This is a genomic window from Pseudomonas sp. Xaverov 83 (assembly GCF_019352905.1).
Lineage (GTDB): Bacteria > Pseudomonadota > Gammaproteobacteria > Pseudomonadales > Pseudomonadaceae > Aquipseudomonas > Aquipseudomonas yamanorum.
Genome location: NZ_JAAAFU010000075.1, coordinates 992,910 through 1,009,021, shown reverse-complemented (window position 1 = coordinate 1,009,021; position 16,112 = coordinate 992,910). Strand labels below are relative to the sequence as shown.

14 protein-coding genes and 1 pseudogene are annotated in these 16,112 nt (G+C 61.6%); 4 read left to right on the top strand and 11 right to left on the bottom strand.

The annotated features are described in order from the left end of the window. Window positions 1-5 precede the first annotated feature (5 nt). A pseudogene (locus K0H47_RS31515) lies at window positions 6-1,103 on the top strand (methyl-accepting chemotaxis protein); the annotation flags it as partial. After that, the gene (locus K0H47_RS31510) at window positions 1,095-1,958 is read left to right on the top strand and encodes a methyl-accepting chemotaxis protein (protein ID WP_371857023.1); all 864 of its coding nucleotides are present in this window, start codon (window positions 1,095-1,097) and stop codon (window positions 1,956-1,958) included. The pseudogene K0H47_RS31515 and the gene K0H47_RS31510, both read left to right, overlap by 9 nt. A gap of 383 nt (window positions 1,959-2,341) precedes the next feature. Here K0H47_RS31510 and K0H47_RS25890 read toward each other — a convergent pair whose 3' ends face one another. From K0H47_RS25890 to K0H47_RS25875, 4 genes are read right to left on the bottom strand one after another with little or no spacing between them, the layout of a single operon-like run. Then, entirely contained in the window at window positions 2,342-2,710 is a 369-nt protein-coding gene (locus K0H47_RS25890; RefSeq protein WP_063033250.1) for a glyoxalase superfamily protein, read from the bottom strand. A gap of 29 nt (window positions 2,711-2,739) precedes the next feature. Beyond that, entirely contained in the window at window positions 2,740-4,203 is a 1,464-nt protein-coding gene (locus K0H47_RS25885; protein WP_219273839.1) for an amidohydrolase family protein, read from the bottom strand. 1 nt (window position 4,204) lies between these two features. Further along, window positions 4,205-5,065 (bottom strand): MurR/RpiR family transcriptional regulator, encoded by an 861-nt coding sequence (locus K0H47_RS25880; protein WP_219273838.1) that lies wholly within the window; start codon window positions 5,063-5,065, stop codon window positions 4,205-4,207. Window positions 5,066-5,080: 15 nt separating this feature from the next. Then, window positions 5,081-6,484, bottom strand: a complete 1,404-nt coding sequence (locus K0H47_RS25875) for a gluconate:H+ symporter (RefSeq protein WP_017478510.1) — start codon at window positions 6,482-6,484, stop codon at window positions 5,081-5,083. Window positions 6,485-6,677: 193 nt separating this feature from the next. Between K0H47_RS25875 and K0H47_RS25870 the strand changes: the two genes are divergently transcribed. After that, entirely contained in the window at window positions 6,678-7,070 is a 393-nt protein-coding gene (locus K0H47_RS25870) for a lysozyme inhibitor LprI family protein (RefSeq protein WP_093202081.1), read from the top strand. Window positions 7,071-7,199: 129 nt separating this feature from the next. Here the strand turns inward: K0H47_RS25870 and K0H47_RS25865 are convergent, their stop codons facing one another. From K0H47_RS25865 to K0H47_RS25845, 5 genes are all read right to left on the bottom strand, one after another. Further along, a complete protein-coding gene (locus K0H47_RS25865; protein WP_219273837.1) occupies window positions 7,200-8,645 on the bottom strand; it encodes a SulP family inorganic anion transporter in 1,446 nt (481 codons plus the stop codon). Window positions 8,646-8,844: 199 nt separating this feature from the next. Beyond that, the gene (locus tag K0H47_RS25860) at window positions 8,845-9,738 is read right to left on the bottom strand and encodes an NAD-dependent epimerase/dehydratase family protein (RefSeq protein WP_063033254.1); all 894 of its coding nucleotides are present in this window, start codon (window positions 9,736-9,738) and stop codon (window positions 8,845-8,847) included. Between the two features lie 104 nt (window positions 9,739-9,842). Beyond that, window positions 9,843-10,739, bottom strand: a complete 897-nt coding sequence (locus tag K0H47_RS25855) for a LysR family transcriptional regulator (protein WP_063033255.1) — start codon at window positions 10,737-10,739, stop codon at window positions 9,843-9,845. Window positions 10,740-10,780: 41 nt separating this feature from the next. Next, window positions 10,781-11,371: an NAD(P)H-dependent oxidoreductase gene (locus tag K0H47_RS25850; RefSeq protein ID WP_063033256.1), complete on the bottom strand. Its 591-nt coding sequence runs from the start codon at window positions 11,369-11,371 to the stop codon at window positions 10,781-10,783. Window positions 11,372-11,488: 117 nt separating this feature from the next. Then, window positions 11,489-12,253 carry a sulfite exporter TauE/SafE family protein gene (locus tag K0H47_RS25845; RefSeq protein WP_219273836.1) on the bottom strand — a complete coding sequence of 255 codons (765 nt, stop codon included), beginning with the start codon at window positions 12,251-12,253 and terminating at the stop codon, window positions 11,489-11,491. Window positions 12,254-12,436: 183 nt separating this feature from the next. Between K0H47_RS25845 and K0H47_RS25840 the strand changes: the two genes are divergently transcribed. After that, window positions 12,437-13,333, top strand: a complete 897-nt coding sequence (locus K0H47_RS25840) for a LysR substrate-binding domain-containing protein (RefSeq protein WP_219273835.1) — start codon at window positions 12,437-12,439, stop codon at window positions 13,331-13,333. Here K0H47_RS25840 and K0H47_RS25835 read toward each other — a convergent pair. After that, on the bottom strand, window positions 13,279-14,685 hold the full coding sequence (locus K0H47_RS25835) for an amino acid permease (protein WP_219273834.1): 1,407 nt from the start codon (window positions 14,683-14,685) through the stop codon (window positions 13,279-13,281). The genes K0H47_RS25840 and K0H47_RS25835 overlap by 55 nt on opposite strands. Before the next feature lie 157 nt (window positions 14,686-14,842). Further along, entirely contained in the window at window positions 14,843-16,093 is a 1,251-nt protein-coding gene (gene kynU / locus K0H47_RS25830) for a kynureninase (RefSeq protein ID WP_219273833.1), read from the bottom strand. Window positions 16,094-16,112 lie beyond the last annotated feature (19 nt).

The following is a 16,112-nucleotide window of genomic DNA, read 5'->3' as shown; positions in this document are numbered from 1 at the left end:
ACCGGATGTACCCGCAAATCTGTTCCTGGAGGAATGCGATGAATAGTTGGTTCGGCAACATCAGCGTCAATATGAAACTGGGCCTGGGCTTCGGCCTGGTACTGGTCCTCACCTCGATCCTCGCGCTCACCGGCTGGACCAGCCTGGGCGGCCTGATCGACCGCAGCAACTGGATGAGCGACATCACCCAGCTCAACGCTTCGCTGACCAAGCTGCGGATCGTGCGCCTGCAATACATGTTGGCCAACGGCGACGAAGCCGTGGCGCAAAACGTGCAGACCAACCTCGACAATTTTGTGGCCCAGCAACAGAAGCTGCTGGACAGCTTCAAGAGCCCGGATAACCTCAAGCTGCTCAACGATCAAAAAGCGATCATCACCGCTTACCAGCAGTCCTTGAACAAAATGCGCGAGGCCTACCGCAACGGTAACGCCGCGCGCCAGGTCATGGGCGACAAGGCAGACATCGCCAACACACAGATCGACGCCCTGGATTCCAGCGTGCGCCAGATGCCCGATAGCGCCGAGCGCTTTGCCCAGTTCGAGGCCGTGACCACCGCCAAGGAACAGTTCCAGTTGGCCCGCTACGAAGTGCGCGGCTACACCGGCACCGTCAACGCCGAGACTGAAGCCCGTGCCGCCGCGCAAATCGAGAAAGCCATCGACGGTTTGAAAGGCCTGCATGTCGCGTTTGGCGCCAACCAACAGTCCGCACTGACTGCCCTGGAAACCGCCCTCGGTGCTTATCGCAGCGCGGTGCAGAACTACAAGGCGGCCAACGCCAACATCGTCTCGGCCCGGGCAGAAATGACCACCCAGGGTACCGACATCGTCACCATCAGCGACAAGCTGTACGATATTCAGCTGCAACGTCGTGACGCGGAAAGCGCCCAGGCCCGCAGCCTGCAACTGATCAGCACGCTGCTGGCGTTGCTGGTGGGCATCGTGGCAGCCGTGATCATCACTCGCCAGATCACCCGCCCATTGCGCGAGACCCTCGCCGTGGTAGAGCGCATCGCTTCCGGCGACCTTAGCCACAACATCCAGGTGACGCGCCGCGACGAACTCGGCGTATTGCAACAAGGCATCCAGCGCATGGGCACCACCCTGCGTGAACTGATCAGCGGCATCCGCGACGGCGTGACCCAGATCGCCGCTGCCGCCGAAGAGCTGTCGGCCGTGACCGAACAGACCAGCGCCGGGGTTAACAGCCAGAAGATCGAGACCGATCAAGTGGCCACCGCCATGCACGAAATGACCGCCACAGTGCAGGAAGTCGCACGCAACGCCGAACAAGCGTCTCAGGCTGCCTCGGCCGCCGACGGTGAAGCCCGTGCCGGTGACAAGGTGGTGGCCGAAGCCATCGCCCAGATCGAGCGTTTGGCAGCCGAAGTGGCGCGCTCCACCGACGCCATGACGCACCTGCAACAAGAGAGCAACAAGATCGGCAGCGTGATGGACGTGATCAAGGCCGTGGCCGAGCAGACCAACCTGCTGGCGCTCAACGCCGCCATCGAAGCCGCCCGTGCCGGTGAAGCCGGTCGGGGTTTTGCGGTGGTCGCCGACGAAGTCCGCGGCCTGGCCCAGCGTACCCAGAAATCCACCGAAGAAATCGAAGGCCTGGTGGCCGGTTTGCAGAACGGCACCCAGCAAGTGGCTGCCGTGATGAACAACAGCCGCAGCCTCACCGACAGCAGCGTCGAACTGACGCGCAAGGCCGGTGTATCACTGGAAAACATCACCCGTACGGTGTCGAATATCCAGTCGATGAACCAGCAGATTGCCGCAGCCGCCGAACAGCAGAGTGCCGTGGCGGAAGAGATCAGCCGCAGCATCGTGAACGTGCGGGACGTGTCGGAGCAGACGGCGGCAGCCAGCGATGAGACGGCCAAGTCGAGTGTGGAACTGGCACGTTTGGGCGGGCAGTTGCAGCAGATGGTCAGCCATTTCCGGGTGTAAATCCCAGGCATAAAAAAGCCGCCCCGGTCGAAATCAGGGCGGCCCACTTCTCAGACCTTAACGATCATCGAAGCTATCCCGCAGGAATTTCCACACGTGATAAACACGCAGGGAGTTCACTAAGAGGTCCCACGTACGTCGTGCAAACTTGGACATACTCGGCCCTCCATCAGTTGGGCCTACCTCCAGCGCACTTACCGGAACACGTGAGCCTTCGGACGCAGGTCAATGCTTCGCCTTGCGTGATGCCTGAACCGACAGTAGTATCCGGTCAGCAGGTCAATGCTTCCGGTGAGGCGCAACCCCAGCCGCGAACTGGGATTGCAATAAAAAACCGCCCTACTAAGGCGGTTTTTTATTGCCTGCGATTTATGCGCGCAGCCTCAGCCGCTGACTTCTTCAACAAACACCAACCGGTTCCCCGACGGGTCGCTGATGCTCATTTCGCGGCTGCCCCATGGCGTGTCTTCAATCCCCGGCTTGGCGTTGCGGTAATGCTTGGCCAGCAACTGTTGCTGGTACGCTTCCAGCCCTTGAGCCTGAATCCGCACCGCTGCACCCGGCGTGCAATCGCCATGGTGCTCGGACAGGTGCAGCACACATTCCCCAAGCGACACCTGCAAGTACAGCGGAAAGTTGTCTTCAAACCGGTGCTGCCAATCGACCTTGAACCCCAGGAAATCGACGTAGAACTCCAACGTTTTGGCCTCGTCAAAACTGCGCAAAATGGGAGTGACTTTTCCTAAGTGCATGGCGATTGCTCCGAGTTTGAGAGCGGCCACTATACGGCCGCAAACCCCTTTCGCAAATCCCCGCTGCGCGCCAGGAATCGTCCGGACCGCTGCCCATTGGCCTGCCCGTCGCTGTAGCTCAGCACGCCATTGACCCACACGCCGTCAATCCCTTCCGCCGCGCGCTGCGGCTCCTTAAAGTCCGCCACATCCCGCACCCGCAACGGATCAAACAGCACCAGGTCCGCCCAATGCCCTTCACGGATTTCACCGCGCTCGGCCAGGCCAAATCGCGCTGCCGACAAACCAGTCATCTTGTGCACGGCGGTGTGCAGCGGGAACAAGCCAAGGTCCCGGCTGAAATGCCCCAGTACCCGTGGAAACGCGCCCCACAAACGCGGATGAGGAAACGGATCTTCCGGCAAACCATCCGAACCAATCATCGACAGTGGATGCGCCAGGATGCGCTGCACGTCGGTCTCATCCATCCCGTAATACACCGCCCCGGCGGGTTGCAGGCGACGGGCCGCGTCTATCAACGGCATCGCCCACTCGGTGGCGATGTCCTGTAAATCCCGCCCGCCCATTTCAGGGTGCGGCGTGGACCAGGTGATGGTGATGCGAAACGCATCGGTGACTTGCTTGAGGTCCAGGGTCGAAGAGCTGGCCGCATAGGGATAGCAATCGCAGCCCACCGGGTGAGTCTTCGCCGCGTGTTCCAGAGAAGCCAACAACTGCGGACTGCGCCCCCAGTTACCGGCGCCCGCGCACTTGAGGTGGGAAATGATCACCGGCGCCTTGGCGTGACGGCCAATCTGAAACGCTTCGTCCATGGCCTCCAGCACCGGTTCGAATTCGCTGCGCAAATGGGTGGTGTACACCGCGCCGAACGCCGTGAGTTCTTCACTCAGTTGCAACACTTCATCGGTCTCGGCGTTGAAGGCGCTGGCGTAGGCAAGGCCGGTGGATAAGCCCAGGGCACCGTGCGCCAGACTCTCCTGCAACTGCACGCGCATCGCGGCGATTTCATCGGGCGTGGCGGTGCGGTGCAGCTCGTCCATATGGTTGCTGCGCAGCGCCGTGTGGCCGATCAGCGCCGCCACGTTGACCGCCGGATGGGCACTTTCCACCGCCGCACGGTAATCGGCAAACCGCGGATAGGCGAAGGCCTCGCGCTTGCCCAGCAGGTTCATCGGGTCCGGCGGATCGGCCCGCAGGCTGACCGGCGAAGCACTGATGCCGCAGTTGCCGACGATCACCGTAGTCACGCCCTGGCTGAGCTTGGGCAGCATCTGCGGGTGACGGATCACTACCGTGTCATCGTGGGTGTGCACGTCGATAAACCCCGGCGCCAATACGCGCCCGGTAGCGTCGATTTCATGCTCGGCGCTGTCCCGGGACAGGTCGCCGATCTTCTCGATACGCCCCTCGTGCACTGCCACATCGGCCACATAGCCGGGGGTGTTGCTGCCATCAATGATCAGCGCCTGGCGGATCAACGTGTGGTACTTCATCTCAATCTCCAAGCGGCAGGCTGTCGGGGCCGCCGCGATAATCGTCCAGGGCCAGCTTGATCCGTCGCAGGCGTTCCTGATTGTCGTCGGGCATGGCCAAGGCCAGCTCGGTAGCGAGCACGTCGATGGCCAACAGCATTCCGTAGCGCGCCGCCGTTGGCTTGTAGATAAAACTGGTTTCCGCCGGTTGCAGCGGCAGCAGCACATCGGCCAACTGCGCCAGCGGAGAATCCGGCAAGGTGATCGCGATGATTTTTGCGCCGTAGTTACGCGCCAGCGCCACCACTCCCAACACTTCCGGGGTGATACCGGTCAGCGAGCAGACGATCAGCGCATGCTCCGGGCCCAGGGTGGCGGCGGTCACGCGCATCATCACCGGGTCGTGGCAGGCGGCAATCGAGTAGCCCAGGCGCACCAGGCGCACTTGCAACTCATCGCTGCACAGGCTCGATGGCCCGCCCATGCCGAACGCGTGGATCATCCGCGCTTTGCCCAGCAGGCTCACGGCGTCGATAAAACTGCGCTGGTTGAAACCGGACAAATGCCGGCGCAACGTCGATTCGATATCGCTGAGAATCTGCCGGTGAAAGGCCGACTGCTCAGGCAGGCCCGCCGGGTCGAGAAAGCGGCTGCCGACACCGCTGGCCTGGGCCAGTTGCAGGCGCAGGTCACGCAGGTCGCGGCAACCGACGCTGCGGGCAAAACGCGACAAGGTGGCGGTGCTGACCTCGGCCCGTTGGGACAATGCTTCCAGGCTGGCGGACGCTGCAAAGCCGACGTCATCAAGCATCAACTTGGCGATACGCCCTTCGCCGGCGCTGAAGGAATCCTGGCGGGCGCGGATCTGGTAGAGGATGTCCATCGGTTGGGCTCCGGGTTACAAGATGCAGGACAAACCATAAGTCAGACCGAAGGCGACCACCGAAATCAGGGTCTCCAGCACGGTCCAGGTCTTGAAGGTCTGGATCACCGTCATATTGAAGTATTCCTTGATCAGCCAGAAGCCGCCGTCGTTCACGTGGGAAAAGATCACCGAACCCGCACCGGTGGCCAGCACCAGCAATTCCGGATGGGGATAACCCAGGCCCATGGCAACCGGCGCTACCACGCCCGAGGCAGTGGTCATGGCTACCGTGGCCGAGCCCGTGGCGATACGCATCAACGCGGCGAACAGCCAACCCATTACCAAGGGCGACAGGTTGAAGGCATGGGCCAGGCCGAGGATTTCATTGGTGACGCCAGCGTCTACCAGAATCCGGTTCAGACCGCCGCCCGCCCCCACCAGCAACGTGATACTGGCGGTCGGTGCCAGGCATTCGTTGGTGAACTTGAGGATCGATTCGCGGTTGAAACCCTGGGCCAGGCCCAGCGTCCAGAAACTCACCAGGGTCGCCACCAGCAGCGCGATGACCGAGTTGCCGATAAACAACAGGAACTGGTTGAACGCGGTGCCCGGTGTGGAAATCAGGTTAGCCCAACCGCCGATCATCATCAGCACCACCGGCAACAGGATGGTGCCCATGGTCAGGGCGAAACTCGGCAAACGGGTACGCGGTTCGCGGTCGATGAACTGGCGTTCCAGCGGGTTTTCCGCTGGCAGGTGAATGTGCGGCACGATGAACTTGGCGTACAGCGGACCGGCAATGATCGCGGTCGGAATACCGATCAAAATCGCGTACAACACCGTTTGCCCGACAGACGCGTTATAGGCCAACACCGCCATCATCGCTGCCGGATGCGGCGGCACCAGCGCATGCACCACCGACAAGCCGGCCACCATCGGCAGTCCGACCATCAGGATCGATACGCCTACCCGCCGCGCCACCGTAAACGCGATCGGCACCAGCAACACAAAACCGACCTCGAAAAACAGCGGAAGCCCCACCAGGAACGCGATACACACCATTGCCCAGTGGGCATTCCGCTCGCCAAACCGGTTGATCAGCGTGCGCGCCACCTGCTCGGCGCCGCCGGACTCGGCCATCATCTTGCCGAGCATGGTGCCCAGCGCGACCACCAGCGCAATATGCCCCAGCGTCTTGCCGACACCCGCCTCGTAGGAGCCCATGATCGTATCCGCCGGCATCCCGGCCAACAGCGCCAGGCCGATAGACACCAGGGTGATGACGATAAACGGGTTGAGCCGGTAACGCGCGATCAATACGATCAATGCAATGATGGCGATGGCGGCGTAGATCAACAGCCAATACCCCGGTGATGCGGCCATGCGGTACTCCTCGGAAAGGGTCACGTCGAATAGGTTGTGAAAGTCATAAATCATTACCGGGGTGGATTTTCAATTTTTATGAAAGTAATTTTCGCCCACAGACAAGCCCTGTCGCACAGAGATATGCCCGGGGTCAGCGGATGAAAATCCGGGGGGCGTTCTTACATGAAGATTGGCGGGGCTGGAAACTCAACTGCGCAGGCCTAGTCTTAGACTGCACACCGACTCATGACCAGGAAAACCCAGAATGAATCGTAAACACCTGCTTGTTCCTTTCGCCGCCGGCGCGCTGTTGCTGGCCTTGGGCGGCACGGCGTCGGCCGATGAGAACGCGGCGCTGAAAAAATGCATGGACGGCGCCAACACCACCGCCGACATGGTCGATTGCAACGCCAAGGAAACCAAGGTGCAGGACGCACGCCTGAACACCGCCTACAAAGCCGCCATGACGGCGATGGAAGGCAACCGCAAGCAGCAGCTGCAAGACGTGCAACGCCAGTGGCTCAAGTTTCGCGATGCCAACTGCGGCTTCATCGGCTCGGCAACCGGCGGCACCATTGATCAGGTCAACGGCTCCGGCTGCGTGCTGGACATGACCCAGACCCGCGCCCAGGAATTGGAAAATCTGGTCGGGCCATGATCGTTCCCACGCTCTGCGTGGGAATGCATCCTGTGACGCTCCGCGTCACGACTTTAAGAGCGGACGCGGAGCGTCCAAAGCGGCGTTCCCACGCAGAACGTGGGAACGATCATTGCGCTTCAACAACTGTCAGTCGTGCTGCACCCGGGCGCGCTTGAGCAGTTTGCGGCAGCGCTCGGACAGGTGCAGCACCCGCAAATGCTTGCCGGCCTTGGTGTAGCGCTCGCGCAGGGTCATCAACGCGGCAATCGCTGAATAGTCGACGAAGCTCAAGTGACGGCAATCCAGCGTTACCTGGGCCGGGTCGTTGGCCGGATCGAACCGGTTCAGGAACGGCGTGGTCGAGGCAAAAAACAGCGTGCCGTGCACCCGATAGAGCTTGCTGCCATCCGCTTCCATATGCTCATCCGCGTACAGCTCACGCGCTTGCAGCCAGGCAAAGTTCAGCGCCGCAATCACAATCCCGCACAGCACCGCCGTCGCCAGGTCGGTGAACACGGTAATCACCGTCACCGCCATGATCACCAGCACGTCGTTGAGTGGCACCTTGTTGATCACCCGCAGGGACGCCCAGGCAAACGTCTGCTGGGACACCACGAACATCACCCCTACCAGCGCCGCCAGTGGAATGCGCTCGATCAGCGGTGACAGAAACAGAATGAACAACAGGATCATCACCCCGGCAAACACCCCGGAGAAGCGCCCACGCCCGCCGGAACTGAGGTTGATCACGGTTTGCCCGATCATCGCACAGCCGCCCATGCCGCCGAACAGGCCAGAGACCATATTGGCCGCGCCCAGGGCCACGCTTTCGCGGTCGGGGTAACCACGGGTTTCGGTGATTTCGTCGGTGAGGTTGAGGGTCAGCAGGGTTTCCAGCAGCCCGACCATGGCCATCAGGATCGCGTAGGGCGCGATGATGTGCAGGGTTTCGAGGGTCCAGGGAATCTGTGGCAACGCGAAGGTCGGCAGGCCACCGGCAATGTGGGCCATGTCGCCCAGGGTGCGGGTCGGCAGGCCGAGCAGGTACACCGCCAGGCCCACACCGAGGATCGCCACCAGGGCCGGTGGCACCGCGCGGGTCAGGCGCGGCAGCAGGTAGACAATGGTCATGGTTGCCGCGACCAGCCCGGTCATCACGTACAACGGCGTGCCGCTGAGCCAGGTGTCACCGCTCTTGAAATGCTCCAACTGCGCCAGGGCAATGATGATCGCCAGGCCATTGACGAACCCGAGCATCACCGGGTGCGGCACCATGCGCACCAGCTTGCCCAGGCGCAACAGGCCGAAAGCGACCATGATCAAACCGCCCAGCAACACCGTGGCCAGCAGGTACTGCACGCCGTGCTGCACCACCAGTGCAACGATCACCACGGCCATCGAACCGGCGGCACCGGAGACCATACCGGGCCGGCCGCCGAACAGCGCGGCGAGGGTGCAGATGATGAACGCGCCATAGAGGCCCATCAGCGGGTTGAGGTGAGCCACCAGGGCAAAGGCGATGCATTCGGGCAGCAAGGCGAAAGACGTGGTGAGTCCGGCCAGGGCATCGGCGCGCAGACGGGTGAGGTTCATTGAAGTACCGGGGAGTTGCGAGGGATAAGGCGGGGGATGGTACGGAATTGGGCGGGGTGGGGCTAGTGCAGTGTCATGACAGGTAGACCGGGTTGCCTTCATCGCAGGCAAGCCAGCTCCCACATTTGATCGTGTTCACACATCAAAATGTGGGAGCCGGGCTTGCCCGCGATGGGCTCAACTCGGTTTCAAGCGAATATCACACCATCTCGTTGCGAATCCACTCGACTACAGAAGTCCGCTTCGGCGCCCACCCCAGCAATTCCCGCGCATGCTTGCCGCGCACACGGCTATTGGAGCCCAGGCCATAGTTGGCCATTTCATAACCCCACTCGGCCTCAGCATCCGCCAATGGCCAATCCTGCGGTTTACCCAGCTTCAGCGCTTCAGCAATCGCGGTGGTCATGTCGACAAATGCCGCCTCACCACTCTCCACAAAGTAGAAGGTGCCCGGCACATTCTTCTCCAGCGCCAGCAGGTACAGCGCGACCACGTCTTCAATATGCACGTTGGACCAGATGTTCTGCCCGGTGCCCACATGCCGCACTACACCGCTTTTGCGCGCCTGTTTGAGCAAGCGCGGCAACTGAACGCTGTCGCGCTTAACCCCCAGGCTGTGGCCGTAGATCAGGGTGTTGCAGATCACCGCCGAGTTCACGCCGTCTTGGGCGGCAGCGAGAATCAGGTTGTCGATGGCCACGCGAGCGGCCTTGTCGACAGTCGGCTCCGGCAAGTTGTCTTCGTAGTAGATGACATCGCTGGACTTACCGCCCGACGCATCGCCGACGATGCTCGAACCGCTGGTGTGCAGGAAGGTTTTGTTGGAGCCGCGCAGTGCGGCCAGCAACGTTTCCACGGCACCGCGATGGTCGCTGCTGGCGGCGTTGATGACGGCGTCTGCTCTCTTCGCTTGCTCGGTCAACAGCGCACTGTCATCCAGCGTGCCGATCACCGGCGTGATGCCCAGTGCAGTCATTTCTTCGGCTTGTTCGGCGCTGCGCACCAGGCCGGTGACGTTATGGCCGGCCTTGACCAGGCCAGTGGCGATGGAGCCGCCGATAAAACCGGCAGCGCCGGTAATGAATACGTTCATGGAGGTGTCTCCCTGCGTGAGTAATTGATGGCGTCAGTATTGCGGACCTATCCATGCGGAATAAGTCCGTATTGCCCAATTCAATCTTGCGCAGGGGTCACGAATCAGCTGGCGTAACTGGCCAGCTTGCCCTGGATAAAGTCCAGGAAACACTGGATGCGCAAGGCCAATTGCGAGTTGCGGTAGTACACGGCGTTGATCGGCTGGCGATAGCCGCTGTTGAACTCGGCCAGCACCGGTATCAGGCGTCCGGTCTTGATGTCCTGGGCGGTCATGAAGTCCGACAGACAGGTGATGCCCTGCCCTTCCAGTGCCAGCTGGCGCAAGGTTTCGCCGCTGGAGGCGGCAACGCCCGGCTGGATCTGCCAGCGATCCCCGTGCACATGGCGCAGTGGCCAATGGTTCAGGGTTTCGGTCTGGGTGAAACCGAGCAAAGTGTGTTCGGCCAGTTCGGCAACGGTGGCGGGCGTACCGTGCTGTTTCAGGTAAGCCGGGCTGGCGAGGATATGCAGCGGGCTGCAACCCAGTGAGCGGGCGTGAAGGGTCGAGTCGGCCAGGGCACCGATGCGGATCGCGATGTCGGTGCTCTGCTCCAGCAGGTCGATGATCAGGTCGTTACTGTTCAGTTCCAGCTGGATATCCGGGTACAGGCCACGAAACTCGGCGACGTACGGCACGATCGCATGCAACATGAACGGCGACGCCGCGTTGATCCGCAGGCGCCCCGACGGTGTTTGCTGTCGCGACGACAGGCGCTCCTCCAGGTCGTCCATCTGCTCGAGGATCACTTTGGCCCGCTCGAAGAAATACTTGCCCTCTTCGGTCAGGTCCATGCGCCGGGTGGTGCGGTTGATCAGGGTGGTGTCGAGCTTGGCTTCCAGGCGCGACAAAGTGCGGCTGACCGCTGACGGCGTCTGCCCGACCTGCTCGGCCGCGGCGGAAATCGACCCGCATTCAATCACGCAGACAAAGATCTGTAGCTCATCGGATCGGGCTTTCAACGTGAATCCTCTTTATAGCGGCTGCACGGATACTAGCTGCATTACAGGCTCAGGTTAAACACCTGTGCCAGATGCTGCTCATACCGCGCCACGTCGGCTTCGATGGCTGGGCGCTTCATCACGTCCACGCACAGGAAGGTCGGCAGGCCGGTCATGCCGAGGAATTCGTTGGCTTTGTGGAACGGGAAATACACCGCGTCCACGCCCTTGGCTTCGAAGAAGTCGGTAGGGTCGTCAAAGGCTTGTTGCGGTGCGTTCCAAGTCAGGGACAGCATGTATTGCTTGCCCTGGATCAGGCCGCCGCTGCCGTATTTCTGCGATGCATCGGAGCGGGTGCGGCCGTCGCTGGCGTAGAGGCTGCCGTGGCCTTCGGTGAAGACTTCATCGATGTATTTCTTGACGATCCACGGGGCGCCCATCCACCAGCCGGGCATCTGGTAGATGATCACGTCGGCCCAGAGGAATTTGGCGACTTCTTCGGCCACGTCGTAGCCGGCGTCGATGTGGGTTTCCTTGACATCGATGCCACCACGGTCGAGCACCGCCAGCGCCGCTTCATGCAGGGTGCTGTTGTAGCGGCCGTCAGAGTGGGCAAATTTTTTACCGCCGTTGAGCAAGAGAACTTTCTTCATGGGGTGTGCCTAAAGATTAAAAATGTCTGAAGGCAGGGTAACGGGGCCGATGCTTTGGAATAAGCGTCGGAAAGGCAAAATACATTTGATTAAAAAGCACGAATCAACAGTTGATTCTTAACCACTGATCAGCAGATGACCTCCCAGCGCGGCCATGCCGACAAAGAACACCCGCTTGAACAGCACGGCACTGATGCGCTGGCGCAGGGCCTGGCCCAGCCACATCCCGAGCAGCGCGGGAAGCAGCGCCAGCAACGAGGCGTTCAATTCGCCGCCGCCCAGGCTGCCACGCCAGAATAGGCCGGCCGCCAGCGCCAGGGTCGACACGGTGAAAGACAGCCCCAACGCCTGTACCAGTTGATCGCGATTCAAACCCAACGCTTGCAGATACGGCACCGCCGGAATCACGAACACGCCGGTGGCCGAGGTGATAATCCCGGTCAGCACGCCGCACAACGGTCCCAGCCAACGCTCGGTGGCCGGGCTCACCTTGAAGGTCGGCAGAAACAACCCGCTTAGGGCATACATCAGCAATGCCCCGCCCAACGCCCGCACCACCCAATGCCCGCCGTCCATGCCCAGCCACAACGAGCCCAGCCCGGTGCCGAGAAAAATCAGCAGGAGCATCGACCACAGGCGTTTGATCAAGGCACTCAAATGACCGCCGAACGCCAGTTGCCAGAGGTTGGTAACCGTCGACGGGATGATCAGCAAGGCCGCAGCCTGCGCCGGAAGCATAGCCAGGCCGAGCATGCCCATGGCGACGGTGGGCAGGCCCAGGCCGATGACGCCCTTGACCGTACCGGCCAGCAGGAAGGTGCCGATCACCAGCAATGTCAGGGCTGGACCGAGGTTTTGGTAGAACGCGAGGAAAGTATTCATGGGCTGATTTTGCGCGTATGGATGACGTCTGAAAATTCGCCATATACTGAGGCTGCCTCTTGTTTTTCATGAGGCTGATGACGTCATCGCAGGCAAGCCAGCTCCCACAGTTGATCGCATTCCAACTGTGGGAGCTGGCTTGTCTGCGATGAGGCCGGTCCATCCACTCGGAAATCCCAGCCCATGCACTTTGACCTGATCGACCTGCGCCTGTACCTGCACATCCTCGACACCGGCAACATCACCGCCGGCGCCAGCCGCAGCCATTTGTCCCTGGCAGCGGCCAGTGCGCGGATTCGAGCGATGGAGGCCTCGCTGGGTATCGAATTCCTGGAGCGTGGCCGCCGTGGCGTCACCCCGACAGCGGCGGGCAAAGCCCTGGCCCGTCACGCCCGCCTGCTGCTGCAGCAAGCCGAGCACCTGCAACAAGACCTCGCGGAATACGCCAACGGCGTCAAAGGCCAGGTGCGCCTGCTGTGCAACACCACCGCCCTGAGCGAATACCTGCCGGAACTGTTGGCGGACTTTCTGCACGAGCACCCCAACCTCGACATCGACCTGCAGGAACTGCCGAGCCTGCGCATCACCCACGCCTTGCGCCAAGGCGCGGCAGACCTGGGGATCATTTCCGATGCGGTGGACACCCACGGCCTGCAAACCCTGCCCTTTCGTGACGACCCGCTGGTGCTGATCATGCCGCTGGATCACCCGCTGGCCGGGCGCACCGTGAGTTTTATCGACAGCTTGCAGCACGACTACGTAGGCCTGGCCGCCGGCAGCGCGCTGGCGGTGTACCTGGAAGAACAGGCATTGCACGCAGGCTTTCGCTTGCAGACACGCATCCGTGCAGATGGGTTTGACGGGCTGATTCGCATGGTTGCCCGAGGCGCCGGGCTGGGCATCGTGCCCCTGGCCGCGCTGGAGCGCTGGCCGTTGGAACGGCGCTTCAAGGCCCAACCCCTGACCGAGGATTGGGCCTGTCGCAAACTGCTGTTATGCGCGCTCGAGTTCGAGCAATTGCCGGGTTATGCCAAAGCCTTGCTCGACGCCTTGGCCGCGCCCTTGCGGAAAAATACGTAGTACACCAGCGACAGAATCAGCAGGAACGGCACCCCGAACACCAGCGTCATCTTGAACGCATCGGTGAAGAACGTGGTGACCATCACCGCGCCCATCAGCACCAGGCCCACCAACGTGCTGTAGGGAAACAGCGCCAGTTGGAACGACAGCTTCGGCCCGCCGTGACGCGTGCGGTAGCGGCGGAAAAACAGGTGCGTAAGGAAGATCATGAACCAGGTGAAGATCGCGCCAAACATCGAGATCGCCATCATCAAGGTGAATGAGCTTTCCGGGTACACCACGTTCAGCAGGGTTGCCAGGGCAATGCCCGAGCTGGACAGCAACAAGGCGTTCAACGGGATCCCGCTCTTGCTCAAGGCGCCCATGGACTTGGGCGCGAAGCCAGCGCGGGACAGGCTGAACATCATGCGGGTGGTGATGTAGAGCTGGCTGTTCATCGCCGACAAGGCGGCGATCAGGATCACAAAGTTCATCACCCCGGTGGCGCCGGGAATGCCGATGGTCTGCATCACCGTGACGAACGGGCTCTGAGCATGGCCGGCCTGGTTCCACGGCACGATGGCGAGCATCAGCGCCAGGGTCAGCAGGTAGAACACCACCAGCCGCACGATGGTCGCGCGGAAGGCTTTCTTCACCGCCTGCTCCGGGTCGGCCGCTTCACCGGCGGCCACCGCGATCATCTCCACGCTCAGGTAGCTGAAGATCGAGACGATCACGGCGATCCACATGCCGCTCAACCCGTTCGGGAAAAAGCCGCCGTGGGCGGTGTAGTTCTGCACGCCGTAATCCGGGTTGCCGGAGCCGAACACCACGTACACCGCGAGGATGATGAAGCCAACGATGGCGCTGATCTTGATCGTGGAGAACCAGTACTCGAAGTTGCCGAAGGTCTTGACGCTGATGGCGTTGAGTACGATCAACACGCTGGAAAACGACACGATCCACACCCACTCCGGCACGTTGGCAAACCAGTACTTCATGTACATAGCCACCGCCGTGACTTCGGCGCCCACCGCCAACACAATCGCTGCCCAGTACGCATAACGCACCAGGAAACCCGCCAGCGGGCTGACGTAAAACTCCGCATACGCGCCGAACGAGCCCGAGGTGGAATGCGCCACGGTCATCTCTGCCAGGCAGCCCATCAGCAACAAGGTGATCAGCGCTCCGATGGCATAGCTCACCAGCACGCTGGGCCCGGCATAGCCGATGGCGTAGGCGCTGCCCATGAACAGCCCGGTGCCGATGGCGCCACCGATGGCGATCATGCTCATCTGGCCGGAAGTGAGCTGGCGCCTGAGGCCCAGTTCGCGATTGGTTATTTCGGCAAAGCCTTGGTCTGGCGTGGTCACGTGGCGTGCCCCTTTATTATTGTGATTGCACTGTTTGTTGCTTGCCCTGAACCTTGTGGGAGCTGGCTTGCCTGCGATGGCATCACCTCGGTTTAACTGAAAGACCGCGGTGCCTGCATCGCAGGCAAGCCAGCTCCCACAGGGGTTTTGTGTTGTATCAGGTGACGCTGTGGCGCACTTTGAATTGCGGCTGGTCCCAGGTTTTCTGATCGAGAATCTCACCCAGGATTTCCACCGCATCCCACACTTCAGCAAAGCTGGTGTACAGCGGGGTAAAGCCGAAACGCATGATGCGCGGCTCGCGATAATCACCAATCACGCCGCGAGCGATCAAGGCCTGGATAACCGCATAGCCTTCCGGGTGTTCGAAGCTGACGTGGCTACCCCGTCGGGCGTGCTCACGCGGGGTGATCAGGGTCAGGTCGTGGGCAGCGCAACGACTTTCCACCCGCTCGATAAACAGGTCAGTCAACGCCAGGGACTTAGCGCGCAGGCTGGCCATGTCGGTCTGGGCAAAAATATCCAGGCCACACTCCACCATCGCCAGCGAGGTAATCGGCTGGGTGCCGCACAGGTAGCGGGCGATGCCCTGGCTCGGCGCATAACGCGATTCCATGGCGAACTGTCGGGTATGCCCGAACCAGCCCGACAGCGGCTGCGTGACCACATCCACCAGCGCCGGATTGACCCACACAAACGCCTGGGAGCCCGGCCCGCCGTTGAGATACTTGTAGGTGCAGCCAATCGCATAATCGGCCGCGGCTTGATGCAGATCGATCGGCACCGCCCCCGCCGAATGCGCCAGGTCCCAGATCGCCAGTGCGCCACATTCATGGCTCAAGGCAGTCTGGGCCTGCATGTCGTACATGTAGCCGGTCTTGTAGTTGACGTGGGTGAGCATCACCACGGCCGTGTCCTGGTCGATGGCTTGGGGCAGTTCGTCCGGGCTGTTGACCAGGCGCAGGGAGTAGCCCTGTTGCAGCAGCTCTGTCAGGCCTTCAGCGATGTACAGGTCGGTGGGGAAGTTGCTCGCTTCGCTGACGATCACCTTGCGGCTTGGCGCCCGTTCGCGTTGCACGGTCAGTGCCGCGCTGAGCACCTTGAACAGGTTGATGGAGGTGGTATCGGTAATCACCACTTCACCGTCGCGGGCACCGATCAGCGGTGCCAGGCGATTGCCCAGGCGCTGGGACAGGTCGGCCCAGCCGGCGCTGTTCCAGCTGCGAATCAGGCCATTGCCCCACTCCTCGACGATCACCGCTTGCGCCCGCTCCAGCGCGGCCACCGGGCGTGCGCCCAGGGAGTTGCCATCGAGGTAAATAACCCCGGCGGGCAAGGCGAATTGGTCGCGCAGGGGCGCCAGCGGATCCTGGGCGTCGAGGGTCAGGCAATGGGTGCGGGTGGTCATGGTCAGTCCTGTTCTTGTA